Annotated in this window: 12 protein-coding genes; 9 read left to right on the forward strand and 3 right to left on the reverse strand. The window is 51.2% G+C overall.

The annotated features are described in order from the left end of the window. The first annotated feature begins 2 nt into the window (after nt 1–2). Nucleotides 3–1,385 (forward strand): RagB/SusD family nutrient uptake outer membrane protein, encoded by a 1,383-nt coding sequence (locus GK091_RS20255; protein ID WP_164041703.1) that lies wholly within the window; start codon nt 3–5, stop codon nt 1,383–1,385. A gap of 106 nt (nt 1,386–1,491) precedes the next feature. On the opposite strand, the gene GK091_RS20260 is transcribed toward GK091_RS20255, so the two are convergent. Both GK091_RS20260 and GK091_RS20265 read right to left on the reverse strand, forming a co-directional pair. Further along, nucleotides 1,492–2,874, reverse strand: coding sequence for a sensor histidine kinase (locus tag GK091_RS20260; RefSeq protein WP_164041704.1), 1,383 nt, complete (start codon nt 2,872–2,874; stop codon nt 1,492–1,494). Nucleotides 2,875–2,877: 3 nt separating this feature from the next. Continuing rightward, complete coding sequence (locus GK091_RS20265; protein ID WP_164041705.1) at nt 2,878–3,822, reverse strand: acyl-ACP desaturase; 945 nt, start codon at nt 3,820–3,822, stop codon at nt 2,878–2,880. Nucleotides 3,823–4,021: 199 nt separating this feature from the next. Between GK091_RS20265 and GK091_RS20270 the strand changes: the two genes are divergently transcribed. Beyond that, a complete protein-coding gene (locus GK091_RS20270) occupies nt 4,022–4,774 on the forward strand; it encodes a lysophospholipid acyltransferase family protein (protein ID WP_164041706.1) in 753 nt (250 codons plus the stop codon). A 93-nt stretch (nt 4,775–4,867) separates the two neighbouring features. Continuing rightward, nucleotides 4,868–5,359 (forward strand): hypothetical protein, encoded by a 492-nt coding sequence (locus tag GK091_RS20275; protein ID WP_164041707.1) that lies wholly within the window; start codon nt 4,868–4,870, stop codon nt 5,357–5,359. Between the two features lie 68 nt (nt 5,360–5,427). Here the strand turns inward: GK091_RS20275 and GK091_RS20280 are convergent, their stop codons facing one another. Then, nucleotides 5,428–6,804 carry a sigma-54-dependent transcriptional regulator gene (locus GK091_RS20280; RefSeq protein WP_164041708.1) on the reverse strand — a complete coding sequence of 459 codons (1,377 nt, stop codon included), beginning with the start codon at nt 6,802–6,804 and terminating at the stop codon, nt 5,428–5,430. A 169-nt stretch (nt 6,805–6,973) separates the two neighbouring features. On the opposite strand from GK091_RS20280, the gene GK091_RS20285 reads away from it, so the two are divergent. From GK091_RS20285 to GK091_RS20310, 6 genes are all read left to right on the forward strand, one after another. Further along, nucleotides 6,974–8,680 carry an ArnT family glycosyltransferase gene (locus GK091_RS20285; RefSeq protein ID WP_164041709.1) on the forward strand — a complete coding sequence of 569 codons (1,707 nt, stop codon included), beginning with the start codon at nt 6,974–6,976 and terminating at the stop codon, nt 8,678–8,680. A 178-nt stretch (nt 8,681–8,858) separates the two neighbouring features. Continuing rightward, nucleotides 8,859–10,106: an efflux RND transporter periplasmic adaptor subunit gene (locus GK091_RS20290; protein WP_164041710.1), complete on the forward strand. Its 1,248-nt coding sequence runs from the start codon at nt 8,859–8,861 to the stop codon at nt 10,104–10,106. Between the two features lie 54 nt (nt 10,107–10,160). Then, nucleotides 10,161–10,838 (forward strand): ABC transporter ATP-binding protein, encoded by a 678-nt coding sequence (locus GK091_RS20295; protein ID WP_164041711.1) that lies wholly within the window; start codon nt 10,161–10,163, stop codon nt 10,836–10,838. Nucleotides 10,839–10,929: 91 nt separating this feature from the next. Beyond that, nucleotides 10,930–13,287 (forward strand): ABC transporter permease, encoded by a 2,358-nt coding sequence (locus tag GK091_RS20300; protein ID WP_164041712.1) that lies wholly within the window; start codon nt 10,930–10,932, stop codon nt 13,285–13,287. A 183-nt stretch (nt 13,288–13,470) separates the two neighbouring features. Beyond that, nucleotides 13,471–15,888: an ABC transporter permease gene (locus GK091_RS20305; RefSeq protein WP_164041713.1), complete on the forward strand. Its 2,418-nt coding sequence runs from the start codon at nt 13,471–13,473 to the stop codon at nt 15,886–15,888. A gap of 167 nt (nt 15,889–16,055) precedes the next feature. After that, nucleotides 16,056–16,658 (forward strand): hypothetical protein, encoded by a 603-nt coding sequence (locus tag GK091_RS20310; RefSeq protein WP_164041714.1) that lies wholly within the window; start codon nt 16,056–16,058, stop codon nt 16,656–16,658. The last annotated feature ends 169 nt before the right edge of the window (nt 16,659–16,827 follow it).

The raw sequence follows: 16,827 nt of genomic DNA on the forward strand, positions 1-16,827 counted from the left end.
CCATGAAAAAACTAACCTTACTTGTTGCGGTCTTCATGGGTCTGACCGCCTGCCAGAAAGATTTTCTGGATTTGAAGCCCTTGTCACAACCGAACGTCGATAACTTTTACAAAACCGCCAACGACTTTGGCAATGCGGTCAACGGAGCGTACGATGCTTTACAGAGCTCGACCCAATACGGTGGCGATTACAACACCGTGATCGAAACCCGGAGCGATAATGTACTCGATAATGACCCATCGTCGGGTTCGGGATTGCGCTACAACATCGACCGTTTCATTGAGCCAACAACGAATTCGGTTCTGCGCGATACGTGGGGAAGCCTGTACACGGGTATCAACCGGTGTAATCTGATCCTGGATAAGATCGACGCGGTGACGATGGACGCTACGCTGAAAGCCCGCTACAAAGGGGAAGCGCAGTTTATCCGGGCGTTGTCGTATTTCAACCTGGTTCGGCTGTGGGGAAAAGTACCCCTTGTTCTGACGGCTGGTTCGACGACCGACGCCCGTGCCTACACGCGGAATGAAATCGCGGATATTTATGCGGCCATCGAAAAGGATCTGACAGCGGCTGCGGCTGGTTTGCCCGCTAGCTACACGGGTACTGACATTGGTCGGGCCACGTCGGGTTCGGCGAAAGGGCTGCTTGGCAAAGTATACGTAACCGAAAAGAAATATGATCTGGCCGTGGCTGTTCTGAGGGATGTCGTGACGGGTACAACGTATCAGTTGCTTCCCAATGTTGCCGACGTATTTTCCGTAACGAACAAGAACAATGCGGAGCTTCTGTTTGCGGTGAAATTTAGAAAAGGTGGCTTACTGGGCGAAGGACACGGTTCGTGGTTCGGGACGAGCATCGGCGATAACATTGAGCCGTCGCTGCGGGCCGCGTATTCGGCGGGGGATAAGCGTCTTCCGCTAACCGTACAGGTTCCTGTTCCGACGAGTATCAATGCCGTACCGAGAAAGTTCTATGACGAACTATCGGCAACGAGTGATGTAGGCAACGACTTCCCGGTGCTGCGCTTTGCCGATGTCCTGTTGTTATATGCCGAAGCACTGAACGGCGTTGGCTATCAGGCCAGCGGTGATGCCTTTACGGCATTGAACCGGGTGCGAACCCGCGCGGGTGTTGCAAACTACACGTCGGCTCAGCTCGCTACCAAAGAAGCCTTCCAAACGGCAATCATTAACGAGCGTCGTCTCGAACTGGCGCTGGAAAGCGACCGCTGGTTCGACCTAATTCGTACGGGTACGGCGGTAGATGCGATTAAAGTGACGGGTATTACCATGCCCGCGTATCGCACGGTTTACCCAATTCCGCAATCGGAAATTGATGTGTACAACAACAAGACCAGTTTCCCGCAAAACGAAGGATATTGAGTTGAGCTTGTAACGCGGGCGGCAGCCCGCGAAGCCGAAGGCTATGTTGTCGAGTATTGATTCGATCATATAGCCTTCGGCTTCGCGGGTTGCCGCCCGCGATCCGTTAAAACGCCAGGTTAAATGTACTGCCTTTTCCAGGCGTTGATGTGGCCGTCAACTGACCGTCGTGAAGCTGCATGATCTGGCGGGACAGACTGAGCCCAATGCCGGAACCCGTCTTTTTTGTTGTGTAGAACGGGATGAATATTTGTTCCAGCGCTTCGGGTTCGATGCCTGGGCCGTTGTCTGAGACACTGATAATAACGCGCGGTCCATCGGCCAACGCTTCCAGATGAATGGCCGGATTAGGCGTTTTCTCCATGCTCTCTACTGCATTCTTGAGCAGATTGATCAGTACCATTTCGATCTGGTCGGCATCGGCCCGAATGGCCAGGTTCGGAAGCACGATAGTCGTTGTGATGTTGACCGGATGTTTCTGGTTGTTCGCCTGCGTGAGTTGTACGACATGGCGTAGCAATTGATCGACCGATACCTCGGCAAAGTTCGGTTGCGGAATTGTTGTGAAGTGACGATACGCATCGACGAAGCGCATTACCCCCGCACCTCGCTGCTCAATGGTTGTTAAGGCATCCCGCAGATCGGTCACGGAAGAAGATAGGGTAGACGATGAACGTGAATCCGGACTGCCTGTCTCCAGAAGAATACCCGCTTCAGCAATAGGCACCAGATCGGTTTCGACAATATCTCGCATCGTACCGGCCAGCGACACAATGGGCGTGATCGAGTTCATGATTTCGTGACGAAGCACTTTGGTCAGATTTTGCCACGCATCAAGTTCCCGCTGCTGCAATTCAGAGCGAATGTTTTGCAACGATGCGACGGTTACCAGCCGACCCCGCAGTCGAACGGCTGTGCAACGAACCGATAATTCACCATCGGTGCCGGTTTGGTAAGAAACGGGTGTCGATGACGCGGTTGACGATTTGAGTACCGTCACCAGGTCCGCGTGGGTAGCGTTGAGGTCGCTGAGTGTACGAAGGCGATAAGTACCCAATAACCGCAGGGCGGTCTGATTGACCAGCTCCACCTGACCGGCGGCATCGAACGTCAGCAAGCCTACGCTAACGTGCTGAACAATCGTATTGACATAGTGCAGATTGGCCTCCTTCTCCGCCCGTGCCTGACGAAACGCATCGAGGACTTCGTTGAACTGGTCGTTGAGTTCGTGAAACGATGAGCCTAGGTTGCTGTCGGCCCGAAACGCAACGGCGAAATCAGAATAGCGTACCGATTCCAGAAATCGGGTCAGCTTGCGATTCAAACTAGTGACGTATCGGTAAAGGTTTACCGATACGACTAGCTGGAGAATAACGAGGGGGAAAAGTAGTAAACCATTACTACCCTGGAGATAAAAGTAGGTTAGCGCAATGGTTAGCATTACCATAACCGCAATGCGCCACCCGATGCCTATGGCAAAGCGATCCATGAGCTAGGCGATCCAGCTGAACGGATACTCCAGTGTTGGCACTTTTGTCCGGTCGGCGATCCGGCGCAGTCGATTGGGGAGCGCCATCAAATAGTCGCGGGCCCGCTGACCAGCATCGTCCAGCTCATTGATCGACGCAATGTTCCAGTCAACTAGCAGGTCATCTAGAATGTCGATGTAATCATGAACAGTGTAGACACCAAGCCGTTGCGCTGCATCGGAAAAATGACTGAACGTCTGCCCGATCTTAACGCCGGTTTCGCGCAGGAAATGAGCAGGCATCACAATCTTTTTCTTCATCATATCCTCAAAGGCCAGCATCATTTCCGTTGGATCGACCTCGAAGATCTGACCAACAAAGGCTTTATAGGCTTTGGCATGGCGCATTTCGTCCGAAGCAATCACGCCACAGATCTTCGACAACTGCGGACAGCCCGACTGTTTAGATAGGGTAGCCGTTCGGCGGTGCGAAATATTGGTAGCCAGCTCCTGAAACGATGTATAAACAAAGTTGCGGTACGGATCGCGCCCTGTACCAATGTCGAAACCGTCGGCGATCAGGTACTGCGTCGATACTTCCATCGCCCGCATATTGACCCGTCCCGAGAGGTACAAAAATTTATTGAGGAGGTCGCCATGCCGGTTTTCTTCCGCTGTCCAGCCGCGTATCCACTGGGTCCAGTGCTGCGGACTGCTCTGGTCAACGCCTTCCATACCCATCAGCCACGATTCGTAGGTGGGTAACGCTTCTTCGGTAATGGTGTCACCAACGAGCACAGCCACGTAGTCGTAAGATAACTCGCGGACACTCTCGCGAAGAAGTTTGATCTCCTCCAGAAAATTGTCCTGCGTGGTATCCGGCAAAAAGTCAGTCGGTTGCCAGTTTGTTTCGATGGGTTTGAGATACTCCCCAATCAAGGCGTTTATTTTTTCGCCGACGAAACGCATTACGTCTACACGAGAAGCCGATAGAATCATGTAAAATCAACAAAGAATATGAGCAATCAATTCAATAAACCTGCAAGGTACAGTTAAAAACAAAGCATAGATTTCGTCTACTTCATCTTTTCTGCCGAACAAAAACGCACCGATTGTTATTTTTGGGCAAAATTAGCAACAGGCGTATTGCAATGCCGAACGCGGCTCTATGAAAAAAGTTTTAGATTATCTGTTAAGCGCGGTTTATCTGCTCTACTTCGGCTTGACGCTGGTTATTTTCCACGTCTTTCAGGTCGTTGCGTTTCACGTATTTGGGAAACCGGCGCACAAAAAAGTAGTGGACTGGATGAACGCGTTCATTGCTTATGGCTGGTACCTGACCGGAAGTACCATACAGCTTCGGCAACGGTCCGACCTGCCCCCCAATCGCCCGATTATTTTTGTGGCCAACCACCAGAGTATGTTCGATATTTCACCGATCATCTGGTTTATGCGTCGGCACACGCCCATTTTTGTGTCGAAAGTCGAACTGGCGCGTGGTATACCCGGCGTATCGTACAATCTGCGCAAAAGTGGTGCCGCACTGATCAATCGTAACGATCCGAAGCAGGCAATTGTTGAGATTGCCCGGCTGGGCAAACACATCGAGCAGACGAAACACTCGGCGGTTATTTTTCCGGAGGGAACGCGGTCGGCTTCGGGTACGATGCGCCCTTTTGTGGCTGGTGGACTGGCTATGTTACTGAAACGGGCACCGTCTGCGCTCGTCGTTCCCATTGCCATTCGGGGTACCGGTCATTTTAACCCAACCGGTATATTTCCGCTAACCTCTTTTTCGGCTATGTCGTGGACGGTGCTGTCGGGCATTGAACCCGCTGGTCAAACGCCGGATGAGCTTGTGCGACTATCGCAGGAGGCTATTGCGCAGGAGCTTGGCGTATCAAGCAGTGTTGTTAGTTGACGAACTGCTTTTCAATGAATATGAACTAGTTCAGTAGTGTTTGTCGTTGTAATTTCTATTCGCGTATATTTACGGCAAAACCGTACTGATTGTATGACACCTGGTAGACGCCTTGATCAGATAGAGCCTGTCCTAGCTGATGTAGCTCAAAAAACGGATCGACTTATTGAATCCAACGGACAAATTTTTGAGTTAGCGACCAAAAACAATACTGTTATTGAGATAACAGCTAAAGGATTGGCTGATCTGACCGTACTAGTTAATGGCCGCTTCAACGCAGTGGATAGTCGCTTCGAGGGAGTTAACGGCCGTTTCGATATGGTGGATGATCGCTTCGAGGGAGTCAACAGCCGTTTTGATATGGTAGACGATCGCTTCGAAGCGGTTAACGGCCGTTTCGATACGGTAGACGATCGCTTCGAGGGAGTCAACGGCCGTTTCGATACGGTATATGATCGCCTAGATGAGCAGGGAACCAATATTCAGGAGTTGAAAGTAAACGTGGTTGACCTTCAGAAAGGCCAATCTCGTATCGAAGAAAATCAGCAACAAATTCTGGCTATTTTACGGGAACGTCTGGGATAAATCCCTTGCCTGATATGGAGTCGTTTTGAACTAGTAGTAAGCCAAAACGACTCCATATCAAACAAAACTTATAGTCCGAATTTCTCCAGTCGTCGGTAGAGGGCCTGCCGCGATACGCCCAGCTCCCGCGCCACGTCCGTGATGCTGCCCCGGTGTTTTTGCATGGCCTGCTGAATCAGTTGCCGCTCCATATCCTCCAACTGCAGCGTTTCGTTTACCGGCGACGCGGTTGCCGATGAATCTTTCCGGAAGACAAAATTACCCGGTTCGAGCAAGGTGCCCTGCGCCAGTTCCGGACGAGCCAGAATCACCGCCCGTTCAACCGCATGTTGCAACTCACGGACGTTGCCCGGCCAGCGGTATTGTTTCATTTCGGCCAGCAAGGCCGGGCTCAGTCCCGAAACGGACCGGTTGTATTGCTTTGCGTATTTTTTCAGGAAATGTTCGGCCAGTAACCCAATGTCGGACGGACGCTCGCGCAAGGGGGGCAGGTGAAGTTCGATCGTGTTGATGCGGTACAGTAAATCCTGTCGGAACTGCCGCTCTTCTACGCGCTGGTTGAGATCGGCGTTCGTCGCGCAGACGAGCCGCACATCGACCGAACGGGCTTTATTCGATCCTACGCGGGTTACCTGCCGTTGCTGCAACACCGTCAGCAACCGCGCCTGTTGTGAAGCGGTCAGGTTGCCAATCTCGTCCAGGAAAATGGTGCCCCCATTGGCTTCCTCAAAACGACCGGCGCGATCGTCGCGGGCATCGGTGAACGCACCCTTTACGTGACCGAATAATTCGCTCTCGAACAGGCTTTCGGTCAGAGCGCCCACATCCACACTCACGAACGGCTTGTCTTTCCGGTCCGAATGCTCGTGAATGGCGCGCGCGATCAAATCTTTGCCGGTTCCGTTTTCGCCCAGGATCAGGACGTTGGCGTCAGTTGGGGCTACCCGCTCGACGGTTTCCAGTATCGGGCGCATGGCCGAGCCAATGATGGACGTATGTTTTCCCGCGGTTTTTGCCGATTGTTTATCTTTCCCGCCCTTGTCACTATCGTCTTTATCGTCTTTGCGCCCTTCGACCGCGCCCCGGATGGTATCCAGAAACTTATCGTTTTGCCAGGGTTTGAGCACAAAATCAACGGCACCCGCTTTGATGGCCCGCACGGCCATTTCAACGTCGCCATAGGCCGTGAACAGAATCACACGGGCAGCAGGGTCGATGTCTAAGATACGATCAAGCCAGGCAAATCCTTCACGGCCACTGCTGACATCGCGCTGGAAATTCATGTCGAGCACAATGGCATCGTATCGATTGTTGTTGAGCAGGAAAGGCAGTTTTTCGGGATTTTTTTCGATATCTACCGCGCCAACGTGCCGTTTTAGCAGCAACCGGGCAGCCAGCAGCACGTCGGGATCATCGTCGACGAGTAGGAGTTTAGCATCTTGCATAGATCAAAGATAGAGAGTCGATCGAATTGTTGCACGCAGGTATCGTTTCGACAACGAATTAAGTATTTCTTACGTACTTTCGCCGTTAAAAGTCGTTAAGCGGTCATTGGTCGGGATTTATGGTCATTTACTGGCAGTCGATCGTTGACCGACGAATTTACGCCTACTAATGACGGATAGTACCCCACCTTTCAACGATCGCTGGTTTTACGCTTTGGTAGCCGCCGGCGTATTTCTGAACGCCACTGGTTTGTTTGCGCCGATTCTGGAACCTGATGGGGCCTTGTATGCCTGCATTGCCAAAACGATGGCTCAGACCGGCGATTTTGTCAATCTGTACGCCGTTGGTCTCGACTGGCTCGATAAACCCCATTTCCCGTTCTGGGTGTCGGCCCTGGGTTACCTCGTTTTCGGCATTAACACGTTTGCCTATAAATTTCCCGCGCTGCTCTTTTACCTGGGCAGCGCCGTCTATACCTACAAGTTTGTTCGGCTTTCGTACCCCAAACTGACCGCACAGATTGCGGTGCTGGTGTTACTGACTGCCTTCCACGGCGTATTGTCAAACAGCGACGTGCGGGCCGAACCGTACCTGACGTTGCTTATCATTGGGCCGGTCTACCACTTTTATCGGGTTTTTCTGGGTGGCAAAACTGCGGGCAATGCGCAATCTGAAAACTGGTTGCATCTGATTGCGGGTTCGTTTCTGACGGGCTGCGCCATGATGACCAAAGGCGTATTTGTGATCGTTCCGATTGGTGCGGGATTGGGGCTGCACTGGCTGCTGACCGGCAACTGGCGCGAGTTGCTGAAACCCCGCTGGTATCTGGCCGTGCTTCTATCATTCGTCTTCACATTACCCGAAATTTATTGTTTGTACGCGCAATTTGACAGCCATCCCGAGAAAGTCATATTCGGCAGCACAGGTGTGTCGGGTATCCGGTTTTTCTTCTGGGACAGTCAGTTCGGGCGTTTTTTCAATACAGGTCCGATCAAGGGCGCGGGCGACAAATTTTTCTTCGTCCATACGTTGCTCTGGGCGTTTCTGCCGTGGTCGCTGCCGCTCTATATCGGCGTTGGAAAGGCCGTTATTGGGATAGTGAAACGCCGGGACCCATGTCCAGAATACGTTTCGCTGGGGTCGGGACTGGCCACATTTGCGCTGTTTTCGCTATCCGGATTTCAGCTGCCGCATTACATAAATATCGTGTTTCCCTTCTACGCGGTACTTACTGCGCAGTTTCTGGTTAGTCTGAATCCAACAAATCTCCGTCGATGGATTACCGGCCAAACGGTGATCGGCTGCTTACTGGTTGTTCTGATTGTTGCCCTGCTGGTTGTGGTACGGCCTACCCACCTGGGCATTGCGCTGGTTTGGGTACTGGTCATTGTGTTCGCTACGTTCACGCTGTTTCGGCAGAACACGATGCTGTCGCTGCTGGGCCGCATGGTGGGGACGATGCTGTTGGTAGCGGGGGTACTGAACCTGTTTCTGTATCCTACATTCATGCAGTATCAGGCGGGGTTAACAGCCGCCGAGTTTGTGAATGACCAACCGAAACTCGCCCAGCGGCCCACCCTACTATACGGCCCTGACACATTTGGCGAAAGCTCCTGGTCCTATGAGTTTTACGCCCATGCTCCCACTCAATATGTTCGCGATGATTCGGTATTGCGACAACTAAGCAGTCGGCAGTCTGTACAGGTGTTTACTACCAGTACCTACGCCGATTCGCTGGAGGTACGCGGTTTTCACGTTCGGCGCATGGCTATTTTTCCGTACTTTCACATCAGCCAACTGACCGGCGATTTCCTGAATTACAACACGCGGGCCACGACGCTGAAGCCTTATGTTCTGCTCGATGTCAGACGGTAAATGACGCGGTTTTGAAACCGGACAGCCAGTTGTCCGAAAGCGGACAGGCGTTCAGTTGTCTTTTTTGCTAGTTTGTTGATTATCAATACGTACGATTAGTTGGCACGACTATTGGCCCAACAGGAGAAAAGCACAACCGTAGTGCCTTATTTCTTAACTGTGCTACTAGAATATTACAATGGATCGCGCCTTACCTAAACGTTTCTGGACAACCCAACGCATCGCAATTTTTGGTGGTAGTACGCTGGTGTTGGGCTTATTGGCTTACACGTTCATGTTTGCTGACCGCCGGTCGAAGCTGAACGTCGAAAAAGATAAAATAACCGTATCGAACGTCGCTACCGGACCCTTTGAAGACTTTATCGCCGTTACGGGCGTAGTTCAGCCACTGAAAACGATCCGGCTGGATGCCATCGAAGGAGGCTACGTAACCCAAAAACTAGTTGAAGGGGGTACGATGGTCAAAAAGGGCGATGTGCTGCTGAAGCTCGAAAACCAGAGTCTCAAACTGAGCTTCCTGCAATCAGAAACGGAAGCTAACCGGCTCGTCAACGATTTACAAAATACCCGTCAGCGGCTGCGGGTTGAGCGCTATACACTTCGCAAAACGCTGTCGGATCTGGATTATCAAACCGAACAGGCGAAAGATATTTTTGATCGTCAAACGAAGCTTTTTAAAGATAAAGTCATCTCGGAACAGGACTATCAGAAAGCGAAGATCGATTATAATAAACTGATCGAACAGCGGAAGATCGAAGTTGAATCGCAGAAATATCAGGAAGACAATTCGAAGCTCCAGATTCAGCAATTGGAAGGTACGCTGCAACGCACACAGCGAAATGTTGCTCTTTGGCAGCAGACGCTGGATAATCTGGTCGTGAAAGCGCCGGTGTCCGGGCAGTTGTCGAGCATTGACGTGGAGGTTGGTTCAAACATCAACCGGGGCCAAAACATCGGCCAGATCGATGACCTGAACGGGTTTAAAATGCGGGTTGGCATTGATGAACATTACATCAGCCGCGTATTTTCGGGACTGAAAGGCTCGTTTGAGTTCAACGGTAAAACGCATGAACTCGCCATTAGCCGGGTCTATCCTGAAGTGAAAAGTGGTCGGTTTGAAGTCGATATGATTTTTCCGAAAGGAACGCCCGAAGGCATCAAACGGGGTCAATCGTCGCCCATTCAACTGGAGTTAGGGAAAGCGGCCAAAGCTACGCTGCTTCCGGTTGGTGGTTTCTTCTCCGACACGGGTGGCAACTGGGTCTACGTGCTGGATAAATCGGGCAAGCGGGCCGTAAAACGTCAGATTACGCTGGGCCGTAAAAACCCTGAATATTACGAAGTGCTGGATGGCCTGCAACCCGGCGATCAGGTGATAACAAGTTCGTACGAAAATTTTGGTGATAACGAAGTACTTGAATTTTAAATCAGCCGAATCCCGCAGGGTCGCCTGAGCGGTTTAGAAATCATCTTATAAATTATGATCCAGACAGTTAACCTTCAGAAACTCTTCGCTACCGAAGAAGTAGAAACTACCGCTCTCAATGGTATCAACATGGACGTTAAAGACGGCGAATTCGTGGCCATCATGGGTCCGTCGGGTTGCGGTAAATCCACGTTGCTGAACATCCTCGGCCTGTTGGATAATCCGAGCGAAGGCGAATACAATTTCTACGGCACGGCAGTAGCCCGAATGACGGAGCGGCAGCGGGCCCAGTTGCGGAAAGGCTCGATCGGGTTCGTGTTTCAGAGTTTTAACCTGATCGACGAACTGACCGTATACGAAAACGTCGAACTGCCGCTGCTCTATCTCAAAACGCCCGCCGACGAGCGCAAAGCGCGGGTCGAAGAGGCCCTGGAACGCATGAGCATCATGCACCGGCGCAATCACTTCCCGCAGCAACTGTCGGGTGGACAGCAGCAACGGACAGCCATTGCGCGGGCCGTGGTGGCCAAACCCAAGCTGATTCTGGCCGATGAACCGACCGGTAACCTCGATTCGAAAAATGGCGAGGAAGTAATGAAACTCCTGGGCGAACTAAACGACGAAGGTACAACAATCATCATGGTCACGCACTCACCCTACGATGCCGGATTTGCGCACCGTATTGTGAATCTGTTCGATGGTAAAGTTGTAACCGAAAATTTCCACGTGTAGTAGAGACGCAATCCCTTGCGTCTCCTAGCCGGATGGTTTTGCTGACGCATAGGAGACGCAAGGGATTGCGTCTCTACAAAACCATACCCTTATGTTTCGTAATTACGTTAAGATCGCTATTCGGAGTCTGCTGAAACAGAAGCTCTACTCGTCCATCAACGTGTTTGGCTTGGCGCTGGGTATGGCGTGTAGTCTCTTGATTGGGCTCTGGGTAGGGGATGAACTTAGCTATGATCGGTTTCTGCCCGACGCCGAAAACATTCAGTATGTCCGGGTCAATTTTCCGTATAACGGGGAAACCGTGACGAACTCCGTAACGCCGGGTCCGTTGCAGGAAGCCATCGCGAAAGACGTTCCGGAAGTAGCGGCAGTAACGAAAATCAACTACGGCCAGGAATTTCTGATTAAAGTCGGGGAAAAAACGGCCAAAGAAAAAGGCAATTTCGCTACGCCCGACTTCTTTAGCGTGTTCGATCTGCCTGCCGTCGACGGAAACCCGAAAGCTGCGTTAGCGCAAACGAACAAAATTGTCATTACCCGGAAAGTAGCGGAAAAATTTTTCCCGAATGGGGTGGCCGTTGGTAAAACGCTGCAACTCGACAACGCTAAATTTTATGTTGTCGGCGCTGTTATCGAGAATTTGCCAACCAATTCGACACTGCAATTCGGCTGGCTGGTCAACTGGAAAGTGCACGAGCAGGACTGGATGAAAACCTGGGGGAACAACTCTTTCCAGACGTTTCTGCGCCTGAAGCCCAATACAACGGCTGCCCAGGCCGAACGGGCCATGAGCGATATTTACCCACGATTTGCCGGGAAGAATTTCGAGACAGGACGGCCGACGCTGCAACCCATTACCGATCTGCGCTTATATGCCGATTACAAAAATGGTAAATCGATTGGTGGTCGGATCGAGTACGTACGCATATTTTCGATTGTAGCGCTGTTCATCCTGCTGATTGCCTGCATCAATTTCATGAACCTGGCCACGGCGCGTTCGGCGATACGGGCTAAAGAGGTAGGTGTTCGGAAAGTGGTCGGGGCCATGCGATCATCGCTGGTCGGTCAGTTTTTGAGCGAGTCGCTGCTGACGAGTTTACTGGCCGCCATTCTGGCGCTGGGGTTGGTCTGGTCAGTGCTGCCCTCGTTCAATGCTACGTTTGAAAAACAATTAACGATCAATCTGGCTGAGCCAGCGCTCTGGCTTATCATTCTGGTACTGGTGCTGATAACCGGTATTGTGTCGGGTAGTTATCCGGCTTTCTTTCTGTCATCTCTGCAACCGATCAAGATTCTCAAAGGGCGTTTACAGTTCGGTGCCGGTCCCGCGCTGTTCCGGCGGGCGCTGGTCATTTTCCAGTTCTCACTGTCCATTTTCCTCATCGTTGGCATGTTGGCGGTCGGCAAGCAGATGAACTACCTGCGTACCAAGAATCTCGGCCTTGGCCGCGAAAACGTGGTTTATCTGCCGTTGGAGGGCGAAATCGGTCAGCCCAAAAAGGTAGAAGCATTCAGGCAGGAGGTGCTGCGGACCCCATCGATTGTGTCAGCAACAACGGCTATGTCACTGCCTGTGAACGTGCAAAGCGCGTCGGGTGATCTCAAGTGGCCGGGTAAAGATCCGAACCTGCAAACCAGCGTGTCATGCATGTTCGTGGGGGGTGATTTCACGAAAACCATGAACATCAAACTGCTTGATGGCCGTGACTTTCGGGCCGACAACCCTGCCGATTCCACAAATTATCTCATCAATGAAGCTGCGGCCAAACTAATGGGTATGAACGATCCAGTTGGCAAAGTAGTTGAGTTCTGGCCCGGCAAGGGGCAGATAATTGGGTTGATGAAAGATTTCCATATCAACTCGCTGCATGAGGCTATCAAGCCGATGATTCTCATGTACGATGCCCGTAATACGAGCTATCTGCTGGTGAAAACCCAGGCTGGACAGACCCAACAGGCCATCGCTGACCTGGAACGGCTTTCGAAAGAATTCAACCCGAATTATCCGTTCAACTATCATTTCGTGGACGAGGAATATGAGAGTCTGTACCGGAGTGAGCAACAGGTGAATACGTTGGTCAACTACTTTGGACTGCTGGCTATCCTGATTTCGTGCCTGGGTTTATTTGCGCTCGCAGCCTTCACCGCCGAACAGCGTACAAAAGAAATCAGCGTTCGGAAAGTGCTGGGTGCCAGCGTAACAAACATCGTCGGTCTACTGTCTAAAGATTTTCTGAAACTGGTCTTGATGGCACTTGTGCTGGCTTCCCCGCTGGCCTGGTGGGCCGTGAGTACGTGGCTCGGAACGTTTGCTTACCATACTGATCTGGGTTGGTGGATTTTTGGCGTGGCGGGTGTCTCTGCCGTGTTGATCGCGTTCCTGACCGTGAGTTACCAAAGCATTAAAGCCGCGCTGATGAATCCCGTAACAAGTCTGCGGGGCGACTAACGTAGAGACCGGTCCGCCGGTGCGGTCTCCTATGCGTCAGCAACGATTCTGCAATTGTTGACGTCAGCCTATTTTCAGCGCAGAATTATTGCTGACGCCTATGAGACACATAGTAATGCCGCACCGGCGGTGATGCGGCATTCCGACCGGTCTCTACAGAGGAATAAAACACATCATAATGCCATGTTTCGTAATTATCTGAAAATTGCTTTTCGTACCCTTCGGAAAAATCGTACGCACACGCTGATCAATATCGTTGGCCTGTCGGTAGCGTTTGGCACGGGGATACTACTCTTTCTGACGGCCAGTTTCGAGTTATCGTATGATAAATTCCATGCTAATGCCGATCAGATTTTCCGGCTGAATTTCCTGTCGTCGAACCGGGATGGCACACCCGAAAAAGGATCCACGATGCCTTACCCGATTTCGCCCAACCTCAAGGCCGAATTTCCGGAGATAGAAGGGGTAACGCGCTGGTTCGACCGGAGCGCGAGTGTTCGGCGGAATAATCAGACGTACACGAAAGACGTCCGCATGGCTGATGCTGATTTCCTGCACATGTTTTCGTTTCCGATGCTGAAAGGGAACGCTCGAACCGCCATGAGCAGCCTGAGCGATATTGTGATCAGCGAGCGTATGGCTAAAGACATTTTTGGCAAGGAAGACCCCATTGGTAAACCCCTTCAGCTTCGGATGAACGGCAACTGGCAAACGTTTAACGTAACCGGTGTCATCAGTGAGGCCCCTAAAAATTCGTCGATCTCCTACGATGCGTTGATACGGAGTGAAAATTCAGCTGATTATCAAGAGTATAAAGACCGATGGAATCATGGCAATCACGATGTGTACGTCAAGCTGAAAGCCGGTACGGACCCGCAAACGCTGCAACGGCGAACCCAGGCATTCATGGATAAGTATTTTGCCAGCGACATAAAAGAACGAAAGGAGCAGGGGTATCCGACTAATGAACTGGGTTTTCAGCGGAGTCTGCTGCTTCAACCCATGCTGACTGTTCACTTTGATACCGAAACGACGAATGGTGCGGGCATTAGCCGGACTTATGTGTTCACGCTGCTGCTCGTTGGTCTGTTCATCCTGGCTATTGCCTGTATCAATTTTATTAACCTGACCATTGCTCAGTCCCTCTCGCGGGCGCGGGAAGTGGGTGTCCGGAAATCGCTGGGTGCCAAACGGAGCCAGTTATTCGGTCAGATATGGGGCGAAACGGTGCTACTGTGCTTTGTTGCTTTGCTCATTGGCCTGGGTATAGCGTATGGCCTCATGCCTGTGTTTAATCGCCTGTTTAGGAGCCAGCTGACGATAGCCGATTTTCTGACCCCGTCGGTCCTGCTGGTAACCGCCCTGGGCTTTTTGCTGATTACGCTGGTGGCTGGTGGCTATCCGTCCTGGTTCGTGACCCGTTTCAATGCGGTGGAAGTGCTGAAAGGAAGGGTGAAAGTAAGTCGGCCTGGCTTGTTGCGAAACTCACTCATTATCACTCAGTTCACAATTGCCTGTCTGTTAATTGTCTGTACCGTTATTGTCCGTCAGCAGATCAATTATCTTCAGCACAAGCCAGTGGGATTGGACAAGGAGCAGGTCGTGAGCATACCCGTGTCGAATGAGCTGAACGGCAGTGAAGCACTGAAGACCATGCGCGACCGGTTGGCTAATCAGCCTAACATCGTTGCCGTATCAGGGAGTGGTGTCAACATCGGTGCCGGGCTGGATGGTAGTTCATCGCAGACGGTTTACGGATTCATGTACGGGAAACGGGATATCTCCTGCGACTGGCTGCGGGTCGATACTGATTACCTGAAAACGATGGGTATCAAGCTTTTGCAGGGTCGGGATTTCAGTGCAGCCTACGGTACTGATTCGAGCACGAACGTTCTGATCACGCAAAGTATGGCCAAACGGCTGGGCGAAACGAATCCGGTGGGCAAATTCATCAAGCCGGATAATAAGCAATTCCAGATTGTTGGTGTCGTGTCGGATTTCAACCTGTATTCGCTGCGTCAGGAAGCCAATCCAATTGTGCTGCAAATGCAATCAAGTTACCCTATTCAGTACGTGCTGGTACGGGTGAACCCGAAGAATCTGACCCAGGCGATGGAAACAATTAAATCTACCTGGAAAACGGTAGCGCCAAAACAGGAGTTTATCGGGTCGTTTCTGGACGAAAACACCGAACGGTGGTACAAACGGGAGCTACGGCTGTCCAACATTTTTTCGTCAGCCGCCGCGATTGCTATCATTCTCTCGTGTATGGGATTGTTTGCGATTGCCTTGCTGACGATTCAGCAGCGTACCAAAGAAATTGGGGTTCGAAAAGTGTTGGGCGCATCGGTGTTCAGCATCGTGAGTTTACTCTCCAGAGACTTTATGAAACTCGTCGTGGCCGCTATCCTGATTGCCTCGCCTATTGCCTGGTATGCTATGGATAAGTGGTTGCAGGATTTCGCCTACAAGATCGACATTCAGTGGTGGGTTTTTGCGGTAGCGGGTCTATTGGCTATTGTTATTGCCTTGCTGACGGTGAGTTATCAGAGCATCAAAGCTGCGCTGATGAATCCGGTGAAAAGTCTGCGTAGCGAATAAAAAATTGTCCATTGGCGTACGAAAAACGTCCGATATCGGACGTTTTTTTTGTTATTAGTGAGTTAATCAATTGATAGTCAGTAAAATTTTTGCTTGGCATGATCCTGGCTGTAAAACTGTAGCACGACTCCGCCTACTTCTAATTAAGATATAACCGCTGCCGATTCATGAAAACGTTCTTTACTTTTCTCCTCCTAGCAATCGGCTTCAGCGCAGTGGCGCAACGGTCGTCGTTCAGCAAAGAAGTGACGACCAACGGTCAGCAACTTCGCATTCGTGTCGATGCCGAACAGGAAGGCCATTCGCTTCATTATAATCGGTCATTCGATGTGTCGGAACTGGACGCCAGAGCGGTTAAAGCGCTGGAAAGTCATATTCTCGATTCGCTGGACCAGGAGTTTGATGGTCGTTATGCCGGATTGTTTAAGGAACGTAAGCGTGAGGTAAAACAACGGAAAATTCAGCGCGACGATGACGTGGTTTCTGTTGCCAGTGTTCATGTCGATGTAGACGAAAACGATAGTCGTGATCAATCCATGACAGCCCGATCGAGTCGGGAACTAACGCCGAACGAGGCTGCTCCATCGTCGGTCATTCATCGCGAAGACAAAGAAAACGGTCGGCTGTGGATGCAGTATACGTTTAAAAAAGACGGGGACGAACTCGTGTTTGAACGAACGGCCAATGTTCTCGGTAAAAGCGAAAGTGAGAAAAAAGCGATCATCAAAGAAACCGAGCGCAGCATGGGCATCAAAGCCATGAATCAATAAGCATCAATCCATACGATAAGGAATGAAAGCAGGCTTTTCGCCTGCTTTTTTTATGTCCTGTTCCGATGCTAACATAGACATGCCGGTCGAAAGTCACGGCGGAAATACGCTTAACTTTTTTTAACACGTTGACTAACAGGTTTGCCCGTACCTTGCTGTAACCTGGTAA

Origin of the sequence: Spirosoma agri (assembly GCF_010747415.1) — a bacterium.
Classification (GTDB): Bacteria; Bacteroidota; Bacteroidia; order Cytophagales; family Spirosomataceae; genus Spirosoma; species Spirosoma agri.

What these genes read in the sequence shown, in the direction of transcription:
- GK091_RS20270 (WP_164041706.1), top strand. Translation starts at nt 4,022, where the DNA reads ATGAAAAAAGTTTTAGATTATCTGTTAAGCGCGGTTTATCTGCTCTAC.
- GK091_RS20285 (WP_164041709.1), top strand. Translation starts at nt 6,974, where the DNA reads ATGACGGATAGTACCCCACCTTTCAACGATCGCTGGTTTTACGCTTTG.
- GK091_RS20265 (WP_164041705.1), bottom strand. Translation starts at nt 3,822, where the DNA reads ATGCGTTTCGTCGGCGAAAAAATAAACGCCTTGATTGGGGAGTATCTC.
- GK091_RS20255 (WP_164041703.1), top strand. Translation starts at nt 3, where the DNA reads ATGAAAAAACTAACCTTACTTGTTGCGGTCTTCATGGGTCTGACCGCC.
- GK091_RS20290 (WP_164041710.1), top strand. Translation starts at nt 8,859, where the DNA reads ATGGATCGCGCCTTACCTAAACGTTTCTGGACAACCCAACGCATCGCA.
- GK091_RS20275 (WP_164041707.1), top strand. Translation starts at nt 4,868, where the DNA reads ATGACACCTGGTAGACGCCTTGATCAGATAGAGCCTGTCCTAGCTGAT.
- GK091_RS20310 (WP_164041714.1), top strand. Translation starts at nt 16,056, where the DNA reads ATGAAAACGTTCTTTACTTTTCTCCTCCTAGCAATCGGCTTCAGCGCA.
- GK091_RS20280 (WP_164041708.1), bottom strand. Translation starts at nt 6,804, where the DNA reads ATGCAAGATGCTAAACTCCTACTCGTCGACGATGATCCCGACGTGCTG.
- GK091_RS20305 (WP_164041713.1), top strand. Translation starts at nt 13,471, where the DNA reads ATGTTTCGTAATTATCTGAAAATTGCTTTTCGTACCCTTCGGAAAAAT.
- GK091_RS20300 (WP_164041712.1), top strand. Translation starts at nt 10,930, where the DNA reads ATGTTTCGTAATTACGTTAAGATCGCTATTCGGAGTCTGCTGAAACAG.
- GK091_RS20295 (WP_164041711.1), top strand. Translation starts at nt 10,161, where the DNA reads ATGATCCAGACAGTTAACCTTCAGAAACTCTTCGCTACCGAAGAAGTA.
- GK091_RS20260 (WP_164041704.1), bottom strand. Translation starts at nt 2,874, where the DNA reads ATGGATCGCTTTGCCATAGGCATCGGGTGGCGCATTGCGGTTATGGTA.